The organism is Pseudomonas sp. PA1(2017), assembly GCF_001945375.1.
GTDB lineage: Bacteria > Pseudomonadota > Gammaproteobacteria > Pseudomonadales > Pseudomonadaceae > Aquipseudomonas.
Genome location: NZ_MSXU01000001.1, coordinates 681,231 through 699,177 on the forward strand (window position 1 = coordinate 681,231; position 17,947 = coordinate 699,177).

17 protein-coding genes are annotated in these 17,947 nt (G+C 65.2%); 11 read left to right on the forward strand and 6 right to left on the reverse strand.

What is annotated here, in order from left to right; genetic code table 11:
• Nucleotides 1-2: 2 nt before the first annotated feature.
• Both BVH01_RS03090 and BVH01_RS03095 read left to right on the forward strand, forming a co-directional pair.
• Nucleotides 3-992 carry an asparaginase gene (locus BVH01_RS03090; RefSeq protein WP_075928912.1) on the forward strand — a complete coding sequence of 330 codons (990 nt, stop codon included), beginning with the start codon at nt 3-5 and terminating at the stop codon, nt 990-992.
• 88 nt (nt 993-1,080) lie between these two features.
• Complete coding sequence (locus BVH01_RS03095; protein ID WP_075928913.1) at nt 1,081-1,479, forward strand: hypothetical protein; 399 nt, start codon at nt 1,081-1,083, stop codon at nt 1,477-1,479.
• Between the two features lie 319 nt (nt 1,480-1,798).
• On the opposite strand, the gene glsB is transcribed toward BVH01_RS03095, so the two are convergent.
• Entirely contained in the window at nt 1,799-2,707 is a 909-nt protein-coding gene (glsB, locus tag BVH01_RS03100; RefSeq protein WP_075928914.1) for a glutaminase B, read from the reverse strand.
• Nucleotides 2,708-2,790: 83 nt separating this feature from the next.
• Nucleotides 2,791-3,687 (reverse strand): homocysteine S-methyltransferase family protein, encoded by an 897-nt coding sequence (locus BVH01_RS03105; protein ID WP_075928915.1) that lies wholly within the window; start codon nt 3,685-3,687, stop codon nt 2,791-2,793.
• A 111-nt stretch (nt 3,688-3,798) separates the two neighbouring features.
• Between BVH01_RS03105 and BVH01_RS03110 the strand changes: the two genes are divergently transcribed.
• From BVH01_RS03110 to BVH01_RS03150, 9 genes are all read left to right on the forward strand, one after another.
• The gene (locus tag BVH01_RS03110; RefSeq protein ID WP_075928916.1) at nt 3,799-4,620 is read left to right on the forward strand and encodes an ABC transporter substrate-binding protein; all 822 of its coding nucleotides are present in this window, start codon (nt 3,799-3,801) and stop codon (nt 4,618-4,620) included.
• Nucleotides 4,617-5,453 carry an amino acid ABC transporter permease gene (locus tag BVH01_RS03115; protein ID WP_075928917.1) on the forward strand — a complete coding sequence of 279 codons (837 nt, stop codon included), beginning with the start codon at nt 4,617-4,619 and terminating at the stop codon, nt 5,451-5,453. The genes BVH01_RS03110 and BVH01_RS03115 overlap by 4 nt, the downstream gene beginning before the upstream one ends.
• Before the next feature lie 2 nt (nt 5,454-5,455).
• Nucleotides 5,456-5,920 (forward strand): hypothetical protein, encoded by a 465-nt coding sequence (locus BVH01_RS03120; RefSeq protein WP_075929134.1) that lies wholly within the window; start codon nt 5,456-5,458, stop codon nt 5,918-5,920.
• Between the two features lie 70 nt (nt 5,921-5,990).
• On the forward strand, nt 5,991-6,446 hold the full coding sequence (locus BVH01_RS03125; RefSeq protein ID WP_177344593.1) for a GNAT family N-acetyltransferase: 456 nt from the start codon (nt 5,991-5,993) through the stop codon (nt 6,444-6,446).
• A gap of 58 nt (nt 6,447-6,504) precedes the next feature.
• Nucleotides 6,505-6,951, forward strand: coding sequence for an Lrp/AsnC family transcriptional regulator (locus tag BVH01_RS03130; RefSeq protein ID WP_075928918.1), 447 nt, complete (start codon nt 6,505-6,507; stop codon nt 6,949-6,951).
• A 356-nt stretch (nt 6,952-7,307) separates the two neighbouring features.
• Nucleotides 7,308-8,417: a TRAP transporter substrate-binding protein gene (locus tag BVH01_RS03135; RefSeq protein ID WP_075928919.1), complete on the forward strand. Its 1,110-nt coding sequence runs from the start codon at nt 7,308-7,310 to the stop codon at nt 8,415-8,417.
• Complete coding sequence (locus BVH01_RS03140; protein WP_075928920.1) at nt 8,414-8,932, forward strand: TRAP transporter small permease subunit; 519 nt, start codon at nt 8,414-8,416, stop codon at nt 8,930-8,932. Before BVH01_RS03135 ends, BVH01_RS03140 begins: the two co-directional genes overlap by 4 nt.
• On the forward strand, nt 8,929-10,254 hold the full coding sequence (locus BVH01_RS03145; RefSeq protein WP_075928921.1) for a TRAP transporter large permease subunit: 1,326 nt from the start codon (nt 8,929-8,931) through the stop codon (nt 10,252-10,254). The genes BVH01_RS03140 and BVH01_RS03145 overlap by 4 nt, the downstream gene beginning before the upstream one ends.
• Before the next feature lie 66 nt (nt 10,255-10,320).
• Entirely contained in the window at nt 10,321-11,904 is a 1,584-nt protein-coding gene (locus tag BVH01_RS03150) for a gamma-glutamyltransferase family protein (RefSeq protein ID WP_075928922.1), read from the forward strand.
• Between the two features lie 139 nt (nt 11,905-12,043).
• Here the strand turns inward: BVH01_RS03150 and BVH01_RS03155 are convergent, their stop codons facing one another.
• The 4 genes from BVH01_RS03155 to oadA form a co-directional block, all read right to left on the reverse strand.
• Entirely contained in the window at nt 12,044-13,417 is a 1,374-nt protein-coding gene (locus BVH01_RS03155) for a sodium:alanine symporter family protein (RefSeq protein ID WP_075928923.1), read from the reverse strand.
• A 306-nt stretch (nt 13,418-13,723) separates the two neighbouring features.
• Complete coding sequence (locus BVH01_RS03160; RefSeq protein WP_075928924.1) at nt 13,724-14,560, reverse strand: alpha/beta hydrolase; 837 nt, start codon at nt 14,558-14,560, stop codon at nt 13,724-13,726.
• Nucleotides 14,554-15,768, reverse strand: coding sequence for a YeeE/YedE family protein (locus BVH01_RS03165; protein ID WP_075928925.1), 1,215 nt, complete (start codon nt 15,766-15,768; stop codon nt 14,554-14,556). The genes BVH01_RS03160 and BVH01_RS03165 overlap by 7 nt, the downstream gene beginning before the upstream one ends.
• A 358-nt stretch (nt 15,769-16,126) precedes the next feature.
• On the reverse strand, nt 16,127-17,938 hold the full coding sequence (gene oadA, locus BVH01_RS03170) for a sodium-extruding oxaloacetate decarboxylase subunit alpha (RefSeq protein ID WP_075928926.1): 1,812 nt from the start codon (nt 17,936-17,938) through the stop codon (nt 16,127-16,129).
• Nucleotides 17,939-17,947: the final 9 nt, after the last annotated feature.

Here is a 17,947-nt window from a genome sequence, read left to right on the forward strand (position 1 = left end):
GCATGCCTGCCGTACAAAAACTCCTCGTGCTGTATACCGGCGGCACCATTGGCATGCAGGCCAGCGCCAGCGGCCTGGCCCCCGCCTCCGGCTTCGAGGCACGCCTGCGCGCACAGCAAACCGAGCAGCGCGGGCAGGTACCGACGTGGGTATTTCGCGAACTGCTGCCGCTGATCGACAGCGCCAACATGACCCAGGCCAACTGGCTGGCGATGGTCGCGGCGATCCGCCAGGGCGTCGAGCAGGACGGCTGCGACGGCGTGCTGGTGCTGCACGGCACCGACACCCTGGCTTACAGCGCTGCGGCCCTGAGCTTCCTGCTGCTGGGTCTGCCGGTGCCGGTAGTACTGACCGGCTCGATGCTGCCGGCCGGGGCGGAGAACAGCGATGCCTGGCCCAATCTGTTCGGCGCCATGCAGGCGTTGCACGAAGGCGTGGCACCGGGTGTGCATCTGTACTTCAACGGTGCACTGATGCATGGCGCCCGGGTCAGCAAGCTGAGCAGCGACGCCTTCGATGCATTCCAGGTGGTGCCGCGCCTGCGCCAGGGCGAACGCCTGGCCGACTTGCCGGCGCACATCGACTTCCGCAAAAGCCGCCAGGCGGTCAACCTGCTCGCCCTACCGCTGGTGCCGGGCCTGCGCGCCAGCCACCTGCGCGCCTTGCTGGACAGCGGCGTGCAGGGCTTGCTGCTGGAGTGCTACGGCAGCGGCACCGGGCCGTCGGACAACGCTGAGCTGCTCGACGTACTGCGCGAGGCCCATGGGCGCGGTGTGGTGCTGGCGGCAATCAGCCAATGCGCGCGCGGCCATGTGGAGTTCGGCGTGTACGCCGCCGGCAGCCAGTTGGCTTCGGTGGGCCTGATCTCGGCAGGCGGCATGACCCGCGAAGCGGCGCTGGGCAAACTGTTCGCCCTGCTCGGTGCCGGCCTGGCGCAGGATGAAGTGGAGCGACTGTTCAGCCTCGACCTGTGTGGCGAACGTGTGGAGTAACGCATGGATTAGGGCGTGACCAATCGGTATAGTCGCGCCCCGCTGACGGTAAGCCAGCTTCTTTTCACCTCATCCACAAGGACGTCCCATGCCTTTGCTTCGCTCCAGCGTATTCCTTCTGCTCGCCCTGGCCATCACCGGCTGCTCGACCAAAGCCTTCTTCAAATTGCCGGAAAACAGCACCGTTGCCATCAACGAGCGTGCCGAGCAACATCCCCAGGGCCTGGTCAAGATTCGTCCGTTCTTCTGGAACCGTGCCGGCGGCGTGCCCTATCGTTTGACCAGCACCACCACCGGCCAGCCAATCTCCGAAGGCAAGCTGAGCACGCGTTTTCGCGTCGTGTCGATCTTCTGGCCGCCGTACAGCATCATCTACTGGCCGATGGGCTTCCGTCACCCGTGCTATGACCTGACCGCCCCGGTGGCCGGCACCTGCACCGACCAGGACCTGATGATGCTGCGCAAAGCCTACCGCGACGCCCAGTAAACCGCGCGGCTGCCGCCCAGGCAGCCCACTGCTCTCTTGCAAACGATCTAGCGAGCTAGAGCACTGCAAGGCCCAGGCGGCCCCACAAAAACAGGCGAGAAACGCAGCGCAGCGTGGTAACAGCCAACGGCTGGCCCGTAGGGTGAGCGCAGCGAATCAAGCGGCCGGGGTCGCGGGCGACTGTACTTTTTGTACATGAGCCTTACTCGCTTCGCTCCCCTCCGGGCCGCGCTGAAGCACGTTAGCCGCCAGCGGCTTTCCGAGCGGGCTGGCGATCCAGCCTGTTTTTTACGCCGCAGGGCCGACGCGCAGCAGATCGTTAGAAGACCGACCAGCCAATCCGCTCGCTGAGCAATTCCAAAGCCGCCATGCCCGCCAAGGAATTGCCCGCCTTGTTGAGCCCCGGCGACCACACGCAGATGGTGTACTGCCCCGGCACGATGGCGACGATCCCGCCGCCCACACCGCTCTTGCCCGGCAGGCCAACGCGGTAGGCGAAGTTGCCGGCTTCGTCGTACAGCCCGCTGGTGGCCATGATCGAATTGACCTGCTGAGTCTGCCGGGCGCTGAAAATCTGCTCGCCGCTGTGTTTGCAGAACCCATCACGAGCCAGGAAGCAGAACGCCTTGACCAGATCCACACAGCTCATGCTCAGCGCGCAGTAGCTGAAGTAATTGCGCAGCACCGTCTCGACGTCGTTGTGGAAATTGCCGAAGGACTGCATCAGGTAGGCCATGGCCGCGTTGCGCGCGCGGTGCTGGTATTCGGACTCGGCGATATGCCGGTCGATCACCACATGGGCGTTGCCCGACAGGCGCCGCACGAAATCGCGCATCGACAGGGCCGGCGCCGCGAAGCGCGACTGATTGATGTCGCTGATCACCAGGGCGCCGGCATTGATGAAGGGGTTGCGCGGCCGGCCGTTTTCCAGCTCCAGCTGCAGCAGGGAGTTGAACGGCTGGCCCGACGGCTCGTGGCCCAGACGTTCCCAGATGCTCTCGCCGGAATGCTGGATGGCCTGCACCAGGCTGAACACCTTGGAGATGCTCTGGATGGAGAACGGCGTATGCGCATCGCCAGCCGTGAATAGCTCGCCATCGTTACCGTAGACGGCGATGCCCAGCTGATCCACCGCCACATCGGCCAGAGCGGGAATATAAGTGGCGACCTTGCCCTGAGCGATCAGTGGGCGAACCTGGTCGAGGATTTCATTCAGCAACGCTTGCATGGACACGCTCGCAATCCGACCCGGCGGCTGCCGGGGTCAATCAGCTATAGACGCCAAGACTGATCCGCAAAGCACAGCGACGTTCAGAGGCGCTGCGCCAACACCGCGATGTGCTCCGGGCCGATGCCGCAGCAGCCGCCCAGGTGGCTCGCGCCCCGGGCGCGCCAGTCGGCGACCCAGCGCAAGTAGCCCGGCGGGTCGAGGTCTTCACGCAGCGGGTCGAGGCCGTCGTTGGCGGTGGCTTCTTCGGGTTGCGGCGGGAAGGCATTGGCATAGGCGCCGATCGCGACGTTCGCACCGAGGCTGGTGAAGACTTCGCGCGCCGCGTCGATGGCGTCACCGATCACTTCCGGCTGGCTGCAGTTGAACAGCAGCACCTCGACGCCCAGTTCGGCCGCCGCACGGGCTGCCTCGGCCACCGGCTCGCCGGAACGCAGGCGCGGCACTTCATCCACGTCTTCATCGCGCAGGGTGAACGACAGCCAGAACGGCTTGCCGTCTTTGGGCAAGTGGGCGTGAATGGCGCGCGCTTCGGCGATGGCGCTCTGGGTTTCCGCCAGCCACAGGTCGACGTGAGGGGCGAGGCCGTCGAGCAGCGGCGTCAGCACCTCGGTGACGCGCTCGGGCTGGAACAGGTCCGGGCGATACGAGCCGAACAGCGGCGGTAGCGAGCCGGCGACGCGTACGCCGTTGCCGGCCTTGTCCGCCGCGCTGCGGGCCAGTTGGCCGGCACGTTCGGCCAGGGCACGGCCTTCGGCGGCGAAGCGCTGTTCACCGATATGAAAGGGCACCACGGCGTAGCTGTTGCTGGTGACCACCTGGCTGCCGCTGGCGATATAGGCGGCGTGCACGGCCTCCACCTGCTCCGGCGCCTCGGTCAAGGCCAGGGCCGACCACTCCGGCTGGCGAAACGGCGCGCCGCGGCGCTGCAGCTCCCGGCCCATGCCGCCATCCAGCAAAATCAGAGATCGCTCGCTCATATAAGCTCCAGTCATATCGATATGCATTCAATTCATTTGGATGCACCTAGTTATAACTATTTAATACGCCGAAATTGCCGCTCACAACCTTTTTCGCGCCCAAGGATTTCCGTGAAAACCACCCTGCTCGCCGCCCTCGGCCTGACCCTCGCCTCCGTCTGCAATCTGGCCCTGGCCGGCCCCACCCTCGACCGTATCGAGAAGAACGGCGAGCTGGTCAACGTGCTGATGGAAAACTACCCACCGTTCTCCTTTCTGAACGATCAGAACCAGCTCGATGGCTTCGACGTCGATGTCGCCAAGGCCGTAGCCGACAAGCTGGGCGTCAGGCTGCGCCTGGAAACGCCGTCCTGGGACGTGATCGCCGCGGGTCGCTGGAACGGCCGCTACGACATCTGCATCTGCTCGATGACGCCCAGCCAGGCACGCGCCCAGGTGTTCGACTTCCCGGTGACCTATTACGCATCGCCGGCGGTGATCGTGGTCAACGCCAGCGACGAGCGCATCCACTCGGCCAAGGATCTCTCGGGCCTGAAGGTCGGCGTCACCAGCGCCTCCTCCTACGAGGGTTACTTGAACAAGGATCTGATCATCGAAGGCGCCGAAGACAAGCCACTGACCTACCCCTTCGACGCCGTGCAGGTCGCGCCCTACGACAACGACACCGTGGCATTCCATGACCTCGCCCTGGGCGCCGGCGTACGCCTGGACGCCATCCTCACCAACCTGGTGACCGCTCAGCCGCGCATCGATCAGGACAAGCGCTTCAAGCTGGCGGGCGACGCGCTGTACGCCGAACCCAATGCCGTGGCCATCGAGAAGGACGACGCCGAGTGGCGCGCCAAGGTCGAGAGCGTCTTCGCAGAGCTGCGCCAGGACGGTACCCTGGCAGCCATCTCCAAGAAGTGGATCGGTTCCGATATCAGCCAATGACGCCTCCACCTGAAACCCCTCGCCCGCCGCCCCAGGCGGGCGAGTCGTTGCTGCAGCGCCTGTTCGGTTTTCGCACCCGCCTGTATGTCACCTGGGCGATCATGTTCGCCCTGTGCGTGGCGTTCTTCCTGAGCTTCGACCTGAAGTTCTCGATCATCCTCGACAAGCTGCCCAACCTGCTGGGTACCAGTCTGGCGCCCAACGGCTTTCTGCAGGGCGCGGCGCTGACCCTGTTCCTGTGCTTCTGCTCGATCTGGGCGTCCCTGGCGCTGGGCTTCGTCACCGCTCTGGCGCGCCTGTCGAAAAGCGCCGTGGCGTTCGGCATCGCCACCTTCTACGCCTCGTTCTTTCGCGGTACGCCACTGCTGATCCAGATCCTGCTGATCTACCTGGGCCTGCCGCAGCTGGGCCTGGTGCCGGGCGCAGTCACAGCCGGGATCATCGCCCTTTCGCTGAACTACGGTGCTTATTTGAGCGAAATCTTCCGCGCCGGCCTGCTCGGCGTGCCGCCCGGCCAGCGCGAAGCCTCCCTGGCCCTGGGCCTCAAGCCGGTGGTGATCTTCTGGCGGGTGACCCTGCCCCAGGCGATGCGCACCATCATTCCGCCGACCACCAGCCAGTTCATCTCGATGCTCAAGGACTCGTCGCTGATCTCGGTGATGGGCGTCTGGGAAGTGATGTTCCTGGCCCAGTCCTACGGCCGCTCGTCGTACCGCTACATCGAGATGCTGACCACCGCGGCGGTGATCTACTGGCTACTGTCGATCGGCCTGGAGCTGATCCAGGCGCGCCTGGAGCGGCACTATGGCAAGGCCTACCTGAACGGGCGATGAGCATGCAGATACCCGCCGCCGCCATCGAGCGCCTGCTGCGCATCGACTGGCTCGCTAATATCGGCAAACCTGCGTCGCTTGCCGGCGTGCGCCAGATCGACCAGGGCGAGCTTGGCTCATCGCTGGCCAGCGACGCCTGGGAAGCCGCTACGCTGGAGGCGCGCAACGCCGTCACCGGGCGCCTGGCGCGTCTGCATCCGGGACAATATCAAGCCTGGAACGAGCTGGCCGGCCAGGCCAAGACGGCGTTGCAGCCGCTGTTGCAGAAATTACCGGTCGCCCTCGCCAATAACGCCACCCTCGCCGACCTGCAATGGATCCTGCACGCCTATCTGATGGAAGCCGCCTACCGCGATGTGCTCCTGCAGCCGCTGTTCTTCGACAGCCTGATCAAGGTTTACGAGGCCGGGCATATCCCCTGCGGCTGGGACGGTGAGTGGCCGAACGGGCAACTGGTCATCTGCTGAGCCACGGCGCTTGCGGTGAACGGCGTCACCACGCAGGATGACCCTCGACCGACTTTCAGGAGACCTGCCGATGACCGTTCGCATTCCCGTGGACATCCGCGCTGTCAGCGCCGCCGACCATGCTGCCTGGCTGCCACTCTGGCAGGGCTACCAGCGCTTCTACATGACCGAGATCGACGCCGCGACCAGCGACCTGACCTGGCAGCGCTTTCTCGACCCGAGCGAACCGATGTTCGCCGCCCTGGCCTGGCGCGACGGCGAAGCCATCGGCCTGGTGCACTGGATCTACCACCGCTCCTGCTGGACCACTGGCGACTATTGCTACTTGCAGGACCTGTTCATCGGCAAGGACGTGCGCGGCAACGGCATCGGCCGCCAGTTGATCGAACACGTCTACGCCGAGGCCGCCCAGGCCGGCTGCTCGCGGGTGCACTGGCTGACCCACGAAACCAACGCCAAGGCCAAACTGCTTTACGAGCGCATCGGCGAACGCTCGGGGTTCGAGCAGTACCGCAAACTGTTCTGAACACCGGCTGGCACACAATCCGCATCTCTGTGGGCCTCAACCACCGACAGAGTGCGCCATGAACAAACTCGATAACGCCCTGCTGAACATCCTGATCAAGGATTCGCGCACCTCGTTCGCCGACATCGCCCGCCAGCTGAACATTTCTCGCGCCCACGCCCGCACCCGCGTGCAGGCCTTGGTGGAAAGCGGCGTAATCGAGAAATTCACCGCCGTGGTCAACCCGGAAAAGCTCGGCAAGGGCATCTCCACCTTCGTCGACCTCACCGTCGCGCCGCATGCCATAGAGGCGGTCGCCGAACGGCTATCGGCCACCCGCGAAGTGGTGAGCCTGTACATCATGAGCGACTTGAAAAGCCTGCACATTCACACCCTGACCGACAGTTACGAAACCTTCGACGCTTTCGTGCGCCAGCACATCTTCAATCACCCGGAGATCCTCACGGTGGACTGCAAGGCGCTGATGACCCGGGTCAAGCATCGGCGTGGCGGCGCACGCCTGTAACCTCACTGCGCACTGCGTCAAAAGCGTGCCGTCGATGCGTTTTGGTGCACAAATGACATTCGCACGCTCACCAAGGCCCTGCTCGACGGAACGTACCCGGACAGCAGGCGTGACCTGACAAATGTTCAGTACTCCCTGCTGCGGTTACCGTTTCGTCACCTCCCGAACCTGCGCCACGCTTGTTTTGTGTGCGCCGGGCTTTTGGAAGGCAAACCGAGAAAATCATTAAATCCATTTAAAATCATAGGCTTAAAATAATTTTCTCCTGGCATGGCTGTTGCTGAAGGCTCTCGGTAACGACTTTACATCCGGCAGGCAAACGCCCGTCGCAATGGCCACAGTGAAAGGAGAATCCCATGAGCCTCAATCGACGAAATTTCATCGGCGCCGGCGCCCTTGCAGCCGGCGCAGGCCTGGCACTGGGTGCCAGCGGCGTGGCCAGTGCTGCCGTCAGCGGCAAGACCTTCAACTGGAAGATGACCAACGCTTATGCACCGGGCTCACCCTTCTACGTGCAGGGCCCGGGTAGCCCGACCGACTTCTGCAAGCGCGTCGAGGAAATGTCCGGCGGCCGCCTGAAGATCCAGCACTTCGCAGCCGGCGAGCTGATCCCGGCGCTGGAGGGCTTCGATGCGGTGGCCAGCGGCATGGTGGAAATGAACGCCGCCAACGCCTTCTTCTGGGCCGGCAAGATTCCTGCCGCGCAGTTCTTCACCGCCGTGCCGTTCGGCATGAACACCCAGGGCATGAACGCCTGGCTGTACAACGGCGGTGGCCTCAAGCTTTGGGAAGAGCTCTACGCACCCCATGGCCTGGTACCGATGCCCATGGGCAACACCGGCACGCAGATGACCGGCTGGTTCCGCCAGCCCCTGGAGAACGTCGACAGCCTGAAAGGTTTGAAGATGCGCATCGCAGGGCTAGCCGGCAAGGTCTACAGCGAACTGGGCGTGGCCGTGCGTCTGCTGCCCGGCGGCGAGATATTCCCAGCCCTGGAGCGGGGCGTGATCGACGCCGCCGAGTTCGTCGGCCCCTACCAGGATCGCCGCATGGGCCTGCACAAGGCGGCCAAGAATTACTACACCACTGGCTGGCACGAGCCGACCAACGTCACCGAGCTGATCATCAACCAGCAGGCCTGGGACAGCCTGCCGGCCGACCTGCAGGCCATCGTGCGGTTCTGCGCCCAGGCCTGCAACGTCGACAGCTGGTCGTGGTGCGATGCGGTCAACGCCGAAGCCATGCAGGACCTGGTGGGCAACCAGGGCGTGATCGCCCGGCCGCTGCCGGACGACGTCATCAAGCGCCTGCACGAAGTCACCCGCGACACCCTGTCGAGCATGGCGGCGAGCGACCCGGCGACGAAGAAGATCTACGAACACTTCTTCGCCTTCCGCAAGCAGTACGTGTCCTGGGCGTCCGTGGGCGAGAAGGCGTTCATGGAAATCGGGATGGGCGAATCATGATGGCACTCGTCACCCAAATCGAGGGGCTGGTCGAGGCACTGGGAAGGCTGGCACGCGGCTGTGTATTGCTGCTGGTCCTACTGGTGTCGTTCGACGTGCTGATGCGCTACCTGTTCGACTTCAGCCCGGTCGCGCTGCAGGAGCTGGAGTGGTACCTGATTTCGCCCATCGCCCTGCTCGGCATCGCCTACACCCTCAAGCATCGCCAGGACGTGCGGGTGGATTTTCTCTACGAGAAATTCAGCGTGAAGACCAGAGCAGCGGTCGACCTGTTCAGCGGCATCGCCACGGCGGCAATCGGCTTCTACATCGCTCACCTGGCACTCAAGTACACCCTGCAATCCTACAACATGGGCGAAGGCTCACCCGATCCGGGCGGCCTACCCTATCGCTTCCTGGTCAAGGCCTTCCTGCCGCTGGGCTTCGGCCTGTTCGGCCTGCAGGGTGTAGCCGATAGCCTGCGGGCTCTGTGCACCCTGCTGCAGCCATCACCCGCACGGGAGGTGCGCGCATGAGCCCCAACGAATGGTTGGCCATCGCCATGGTCTTCGGCTTCTTCGCCATGATGATGGCAGGTGTGCCGGTGGCCATTTCCCTGGCCGTTTCGGGTTTCGTCGCCGGCATGGCCGGCTTCGGCCCGATGCTTTTCGCGCTGCTGCCGGCACGCATGTTCGGGGTGGTCAGCAACTACACGCTGCTGGCGATACCCTTGTTCACCTTCATGGGGGTGATGCTGGAGAAATCCCGGGTCGCCGAGGACATGCTCGATACGATTGGCCGCGCCATGGGCGGCCTGAACGGCGGCATGGGCTTGGCGATCATTCTGGTCGGCGTGCTGCTTGGCGCCTCCACCGGTATCGTCGGTGCCACCGTGGTGACCATCGGCCTGCTGACCCTGCCTACCCTACTGCGTCGCGGCTACAACAAGACCGTAGCCTGCGGCACCATCTGCGCCTCCGGCACCCTCGGGCAGATCATCCCGCCGAGCCTGGTGCTGATCCTGCTGGCCGATATCCTCGGCCAGTCGGTGGGGTCGATCTTCGCTGCGGCCTTCATTCCCAGCCTGGTGCTGGCGTTGATCTACGTCGCCTACATGCTACTGCTCGGCTGGCTGCGCCCGGACTGGGTGCCGGCGATTCCCGCCGAGGAACGTGCCCTGACCAGCCGCAAGCAACTGCTCAAGGACATGGCGCGCAGCGTGCTGCCACCTTTGCTGCTGGTGATGGCGGTGCTCGGCTCGATCATCGGCGGCGTCGCGGCGCCTACCGAAGCGGCCTCCATGGGCGCACTCGGCGCGTTGCTCATCGCGGCGCTTTCAGGTCGCTTGAGTTGGCCAACGCTGAAGGCCACCCTGCACGGCACCCTGACCATCAGCGCGATGATCTTCCTGATCCTGCTCTGCTCGCAGCCGTTCTCCCTGGCCTTCCGCGGCCTCGGTGGCGAGGCGCTGGTACACGATCTGTTCACCATGCTGCCAGGCGGCGAACTGGGGGCGATTCTGTTCCTCATGGCGGTGCTGTTCGTGCTCGGCTTCTTTCTCGAATGGATCGAGATCTCCTACATCGCCCTGCCGATGTTCCTGCCGGTGTTCATCGCCTACGATACCGACCTGGTATGGCTGGGCATCCTGGTGGCGCTGAACCTGCAGATGTCGTTCCTCACACCGCCCTTTGGCTGGGCGCTGTTCTTTCTCAAGGGCGTGGCGCCACCAGGGATCAGCACGAAAGACATCTATATCGGCGCCCTGCCTTACGTGTTCCTGCAGATGCTCGCCGTGGCCGTGGTGTTCTGTTTCCCACAACTGGCTACCTGGCTGCCTGCCGCTATCGGTTGGTAGTAGATCTTCCAAGGGCTGCGGACGCTATGATCGCTGCAGCCCAACTACAACAAGGAACTCTCACTCATGCTCAAGAGCACCCACGCCACCGGCGGCCTGTTCGTTGCGCCCCACCATCTCGCCGCCCAGGCCGGGCGCGACGTGCTCAAGGCTGGCGGCAGCGCCGTGGAAGCGATGGTCGCAGCGGCGGCCACCATCGCGGTGGTCTATCCGCACATGAATGCCATCGGTGGCGACGGTTTCTGGCTGATCCACGAACCAGGCAAGCAGCCCATCGCCATCGATGCCTGCGGCAGCAGCGCAGCCCTGGCCGATCGCGATTTCTACGCCGGCCACACGCAGATCCCCAGCCGCGGCCCACTGGCTGCGCTGACCGTGGCGGGCACCGTCGGCGGCTGGGCCGAGGCCCTGGTACGCACCGCCCATTGGCAGCCGCAGCGGGCGCTGCCCGAGCTGCTCGCCGATGCCATCGGCCACGCCCGGCGCGGCATCGTGGTCAGCCGTAGCCAGGCGCACCTGACCCGCGCCAAGCTGGCCGAGCTGCACGACGTGCCGGGCTTTGCCGAGGTCTATCTGCGCGAGGGCCAGCCACCGCACGAAGGCGACCTGCTGTGTCAGCCGGCCCTGGCCGACACCCTGCAGCGCCTCGCCGACGCCGGCCTGGACGACTTCTACCGGGGCGAGCTGGCAGAGCGCATGGCCGCCGACCTCGAGCGCCTGGGCAGCCCGCTGCGCCTGGCCGACCTGCAGGGCTACCGGGCCCGCGTCGTCGAACCGCTGAGCGTGCGGCTGGGCGATGCCACCCTGTACAACATGCCACCGCCGACCCAGGGCCTGGCTTCGCTGCTGATCCTTGGCATCTTCGAGAAGCTCGGCATCGAACAGGCCGAAGGTTTCGCCCATGTGCACGGGCTGGTCGAATCGACTAAGCAGGCGTTTCTGATTCGCGACCGCGTGGTGACCGACCCTTGCCGCGTGCCGGAAAATCCGCAGAGCCTGCTGGCCGACGCCAACCTGCAGCGTCTGGCCGACAGGATCGATCCACGACAGGCGCTGGCCTGGCCGCAACCGGCGCAGCCGGGCGACACCATCTGGATGGGTTGCATCGATGCCGAAGGCCGCGCGGTGAGTTTCATCCAGAGCGTGTACTGGGAGTTCGGCTCCGGCGTGGTGCTGCCGTCCACCGGTGTGGCCTGGCAGAACCGCGGCATCAGTTTCTCCCTCGATCCCGCCGCGCTGCAGGCCCTGGAACCGGGCCGCAAGCCCTTCCACACGCTCAACCCGGCCCTGGCGCTGTTCGACGATGGCCGCACCCTGAGCTACGGCACCATGGGCGGCGAAGGCCAGCCGCAGACCCAGGCGGCGATCTTCAGCCGCTACCGCCTGGGCAGTGACCTGCAGGCAGCGGTCAGTGCGCCGCGCTGGCTGCTGGGCCGCACCTGGGGCGATGTCAGCACCACGCTGAAGCTGGAGAGCCGCTTCCCGGCCGAGCTGGTCGAGCGGTTGCGCCAGGCTGGGCATGTCGTCGACGTGCTGGACGAAGCCTTCAGCGACACCATGGGCCATGCCGGCGCCCTGCTGCGCCACCCCGATGGCTTGCTGGAAGGCGCCGCCGACCCGCGCAGCGACGGCAGCGTCTGCGGCTTGTGATCTTGAGCCGCAGAACGAAAACGCCCCGCTGACCAGCGGGGCGTTTGCATTGGCGAGTTCGTAGCCTCGCAGGATGGACGTCGTTTTTCACATCCAGCGCAACGGTGGATCGATGAAGCGTGATCCACCCTACGGGTCGTCAGTCCTCGGTCTTCCAGTTCTTGCGGCTCATGTAGTCGCGGGTTTCCTTGACCACGACGCCGGAGAGTAGCAACAGGCCGATCAGGTTGGGCAGCGCCATCAGGCCGTTGGCGATGTCGGAGAAGGTCCACACCACTTCCAGCGAGGTCACCGCGCCAACGAACACCACCGCCGAGAAGATCAGCCGGTACGGCATTACCGCCACGCGGCCCATCAGGCGCTCCATGCAGCGCTCGCCGTAGTAGGACCAGCCGAGAATGGTGGTATAGGCATAGACCAGCACACCGATGGTCACCGTGTAGATGCCCCAGCCGCCGCCCAGGCCCTGTTCCAGCGCCCAGGCGGTCATCGGCGCGCCTTTCAGGCCTTCCTGGGTCCAGGCGCCGGTGACGATGATCGCCAGCGCGGTAAAGGTGACCATCACCAGGGTGTCGAGAAAGGTCTGGGTCATCGACACCATGGCCTGGCGCACCGGCTTGTCGGTCTTCGCCGCAGCCGCCGCGATCGCGCCGGTACCCAGGCCCGACTCGTTGGAGAAGATGCCGCGGGCCACGCCCATCTGCACCGCCAGGATGATGCTCGAGCCAAGGAAACCACCGGCTGCCGCGCTACCGCTGAAGGCATCGGTGAACACCAGAGCGATGGCATCCGGCAGGCGATCGGCGAACACCACCAGCACGGCGACGTTGCTGATGATGTACAGCACGATCATCACCGGCACCACGCCGGCGGCGAAACGGCCGATGCTCTTGATGCCGCCGATGATCACCACCGCGGTGCCGATGGCCAGCACCAGGCCGCTGAGCGTTGGCGAAATGCCCCAGGTGTCCTGCAACTGATGGGCGGCGGTATTGGCCTGCACCATGTTGCCGATGCCGAACGAAGCGATCGCACCGAAGATCGCGAAGGCGATGCCCAGGGTCTTGCCCAGAGTGCCGCCCACGCCTCGGGTCAGGTAATACATCGGCCCGCCACTTTGCTCGCCCTTGGCATCGGTGACTCGGTACTTCACGCCCAGCAGGGCTTCCGAGTACTTGGTGGCCATACCGACCAGGCCGGTCATCCACATCCAGAACAACGCGCCGGGGCCGCCGATGCCGATGGCCGTGGCCACCCCGGCGATGTTGCCGACGCCGATGGTCGCCGCCAGTGCGGTGGCCAGGGCCTGGTAGTGGGAAACGTCACCGGGTACGTCGCCCTTTTCCTTGCGCTTGACGAAGGCCAGCCAGAAGGCATGGCCGAGCACGCGAAACTGGATGCCACGCAGGCGGATGGTCAGGTACAGACCGGTCAGCAACAACAGGGGGATGAGCAGAAACGGCCCCCAGATGAAACTGCTGATGGCCGTGAGCACAGCGAGAAATAGATCCATGGCGGGTGTCCTTGTTGTTCTGTCCAGTGCGGCTCGTGGCCGGCAGGAAGGCGCCCTGGCGGGTGGAGCCGGGGTGCCGAGCGAGTGAACGCAGATGCGTCCGTGCAACGTCGGATGGTCTGTCACAGCCCCAAGGGCGTAACAAAATGTTTAGGCGAATCAATCGATTGCAACGGCGGCGATTGTTGCCAGGTCGGCAAGGCTATAACAACTTCGCCGCGAAAGGGCCGGAAAAAACAGGCAATTCAGTTGCGCAAAGGGATTCGCACAGGTGATCGGCGCGCCCCGGCGCCACTAACCAGACAATCAGTCGTTGCACGCTATCGGCTGTGAACGCCAGGTCGCCCAGGCCTGCTCCCAGCCCGTGTGGTGGGATACCTGCGCCAGGCTGACGGTTTGCACGCAGCGCGCTTCACCGAGGCCATCCAGATAGTGATGCAGTACGCCAGCCGGCACCACGCTATCCGCGTCGCCGGCCAGGTGCCGCTGGGTAACGGCGCGCAGCCGCTCGCGGTAATCCAGCGGCTCCAGCGAACCCTCAAGGGGGCTTAGCTGCCGCAGCTGTACCCAGTAGCGTGGGCTGAGGTTGCCGGCGAGGGTCTGCACGCTGGTGACGTCATCGCGTCGCGCGGCCAGCAGCAGGGCCAGCGCGGCGCCGCCGGAATAGCCGACCAGTTCGAACGTCTGGTTGCCGTAGCGCGCCTTGATCAGATCGAGCGCGCCGTCGAGGCTGCCCAGCACGTCACTGCCGAAGCGCCGACTTGTCCACAGGCTCGTGGCGCACCCCGGCGCAGTGACGAACTGGCAGGGCCGCGCCAGGTACAGGCTGGGCGTCGGGTCGGAGAACGCCAGGCGCGCCACCAGCAGATCGCGCGGCGAGGGGTCGAGGCTGGGCTGCGACGGCGTCACCCAGGCCTGACCGTCGCCTTCCAGATAAACGCGCATACGCACCGCTGCCGGCGCCTGGACCGGTGCGCCGAGCAATAACGGGAAAGATTGACTGTCGAGCGTTTGCAAGCGCTGCTGGTGCTGGTCGGCAAGCTCGCCAAGCCGCTCTTGCGGCGACTGGCAACCACCCAAGGCAAAGGCCAGCAGCACGCCAATGAGCAGCGCGGCCGGCCTCGCAGGGCGGGCTGTCAGCATCCCGTCAGCTTCGCCTCGCGGCGCTCGCCCGGGAAGAAGAAAGGCCGCAGGCGCACGCCCACGCCGTTACCGACGAACGCCGCCACTAGCCACAACCAGCCGTGCAGGCTGCCGGAAGCGATGCCACTGAAGTAGGCGCCGATGTTGCAGCCATAGGCCAGGCGCGAGCCGTAACCGAGCAGGAGGCCGCCGATCACCGCTGCCACCAGCGAACGCAACGGGATGTTCAGGTTCGGCGCAAAGCGCCCGGCCAGGCCTGCAGCCAGCAGCGCACCGATGACGATGCCGATGTCCATCACCGTGGTGATGTCTTCCCACAGCGGCGCAGCCAGCGCCTGGGCATTGGCCGGCTGCTGCCAGAACGCCCAGGACGATACCTCGACGCCGCCGCCCTGCAACACCTTGGCGCCCCACAGCGCGAACGCCGAGGTGATACCCCAGGGGCGCCCGGCCAGCGCCAGGGTGGCGAAGTTGAGCAGCGCCAGCAGCACCGCGCCCCAGATCAGCGGCCAGGGGCCACGCAGGAAACGCTGCCAGCCCTGATGCTCGCTCGGCGCCGCTCGCTCCAGGCTGCCGTGACGGCGCAACTCCAGGCGCGCGCTCAATGCCGCGATGGCGGCGAACAGCGCCAGGCTGACGACCAGCGCCGGCACCAGGCCCAGGCTGGTGACGATGGACGTCGGCGGCAGGCTCGGCAGTGCCGACCACCACTCCAGGTGATGGGTAGCGACCACGCCGCCGATGATGAAGAACAGCAGGGTCACCAGCATCCGCGCGTTGCCGCCGCCCACGGTGAACAGCGTGCCGGATGCGCAACCGCCGCCCAGCTGCATGCCGATGCCGAAGATGAAGGCGCCGACGATCACCGAGGTACCCGCTGGCGCCACCAGCCCCTTGACCGGTGTACCGAACAAGGTACCTGCCGACAGCGCCGGGAAGAACAGCAGCACGGCGATGGCCAGCATCACCATCTGCGCACGCAGGCCTGCGCCACGGCGCTCGTTGAGCAGCACGCGCCAGGCCGACGTGAAGCCGAACGCCGCGTGATAGAGCACCAGGCCCAGCGCACCACCGACGATGAACAACAACGCCTGACGCCCGCTGACCGCGAAGGTGAGGGCCAGCGCGCCGGCCAGCAGCAGCGCCACGGCCACCAGCGGCGTACCCGGACGGTTGACCGGTGCCGCAGCGGGAACGGAAAGATTCATATAGACCTTCGCATGACCAATTGAAATGGTCGGCTATTCTAGCCTGTCCCGGGTAACCCGGTGTGCCGCTGCTTAGATCGAATGCTGAAAAGGTTATGCCATCAGCGGCGTAGTCAGAACGTGCAATCGGCGGGATGAATGGACTGGCCGGATCACGGCGTACCGAACCCTCCTCTATCTTTTCTGCTTCGACTTTGTGGGAGGGCGCCATGCGCCCGAAAACTTAGCGGGCATGGACTAGGCGTCCCCACCCGCTCCCACTGGCTAGAGAAGATTCGGCCTCCCCACCCACTCCCACGATATCGAGGCCGACAGATAAAAAAAGGGCCTTGCGGCCCCAGAGGTTAATCGGTGGTAATCAGGCTTCGACTTCGATCAGCACTTCGCCCGGGTTGACGCGGTCGCCCTTGGCCACGTGCACGGCTTTCACGGTGCCGGCGATTGGCGCCTGCACTTCGGTTTCCATCTTCATCGCTTCGGTGATCAGCACGGCCTGGCCAGCCTTGACGGTGTCGCCTTCCTTGACCAGCACGTCGACGATGTTGCCGGGCATGCTGGTGCTCACGTCACCCGGTGCGCTGGCGCTGCGGCGTTTGCTGCCGGTACCGCCGGCGACGTAGTCGTTGAGCGCCTCGAACACCACTTCCTCGGGCATGCCGTCGATGGACAGGTAGAAGTGGCGCTTGCCCTCGCCCTTCACGCCGACGCCGGTGATGTCCACGCGGTAGCTTTCGCCGTGCACGTCGATGATGAACTCGGTCGGCACGCCCGCACCGCCGGCCGCCGCCACGCCGCTGCCATCGGGAATCGGCAGCAGGGCTTCGGGCTGCAGGGTGCCAGCCTCGCGCTCTTCGAGGAACTTGCGGCCGATGTCCGGGAACATGGCGAAGGTCAGCACGTCTTCCTCGCTCTTGGCCAGCTCGCCGATCTGCCCGCGCAGCTTGTCCATTTCCGGCTTGAGCAGGTCGGCCGGGCGCACGTCGATCACCTCTTCATTACCGATGGCCTGCTTGCGCAGCTGCTCGTTGACCTTGCCCGGTGCCTGGCCGTAGCCGCCCTGCAGGTAGAGCTTCACTTCGTTGGTGATGGTCTTGTAGCGCTCGCCGGCCAGCACGTTGAAGAACGCCTGGGTGCCGACGATCTGCGAGGTCGGCGTGACCAGCGGCGGGAAGCCGAGGTCCTCGCGCACCCGCGGGATCTCCGCCAGCACTTCGTTCATGCGGTTCAGCGCGCCCTGCTCCTTGAGCTGGTTGGCGAGGTTGGAAATCATCCCGCCCGGCACCTGGTTGACCTGCACGCGGGTGTCCACGGCGGTGAATTCGCTTTCGAACTGGTGGTACTTCTTGCGCACGGCGTGGAAGTACATGCCGATTTCCTGGATCAGCGACAGATCTAGGCCGGTGTCATATTCGCTGCCCTTGAGTGCGGCGACCATCGACTCGGTGCCCGGGTGGCTGGTGCCCCAGGCGAAGCTGGAGATGGCCGTGTCGATGTGGTCGGCGCCCGCTTCGACGGCCTTGAGCTGGCACATCGAGCCCAGGCCCGCGGTGTCGTGACTGTGGATGAATACCGGCAGGTCGATCTCCGCCTTCAGCGCCTTGACCAGATCGGCGGTGGCATAGGGCGTGAGCAGGCCGGCCATGTCCTTGATGGCGATGGAGTCGATACCCATGGCCTGCATGGCTTTACCCTGTGCGACGAAGGCCGCGACGGTGTGCACGGGGCTGGTGGTGTAGGCGATGGTGCCCTGGGCGTGCTTGCCGCTGGCCTTCACCGCCTCGATGGCCACCTGCAGGTTACGCACGTCGTTCATGGCGTCGAAGATGCGGAATACGTCGATGCCGCTTTCCGCCGCCTTGGCGACGAAGGCACGCACCACGTCGTCGCTGTAGTGACGGTAGCCGAGCAGGTTCTGGCCACGCAGGAGCATCTGCAGCCGGGTGTTGGGCAGCGCCGCGCGCAGTTGGCGCAGGCGCTCCCACGGGTCTTCCTTGAGGAAGCGCACGCAGGCATCGAAGGTCGCGCCGCCCCAGACTTCCAGCGACCAGTAGCCGACCTTGTCGAGCTTGTCGCAGATCGGCAGCATGTCTTCGGTGCGCATGCGGGTGGCCAGCAGGGACTGGTGGGCGTCACGCAGGATGGTGTCGGTAACCGTGATCTTTCTTGTCATGGTGCGTTC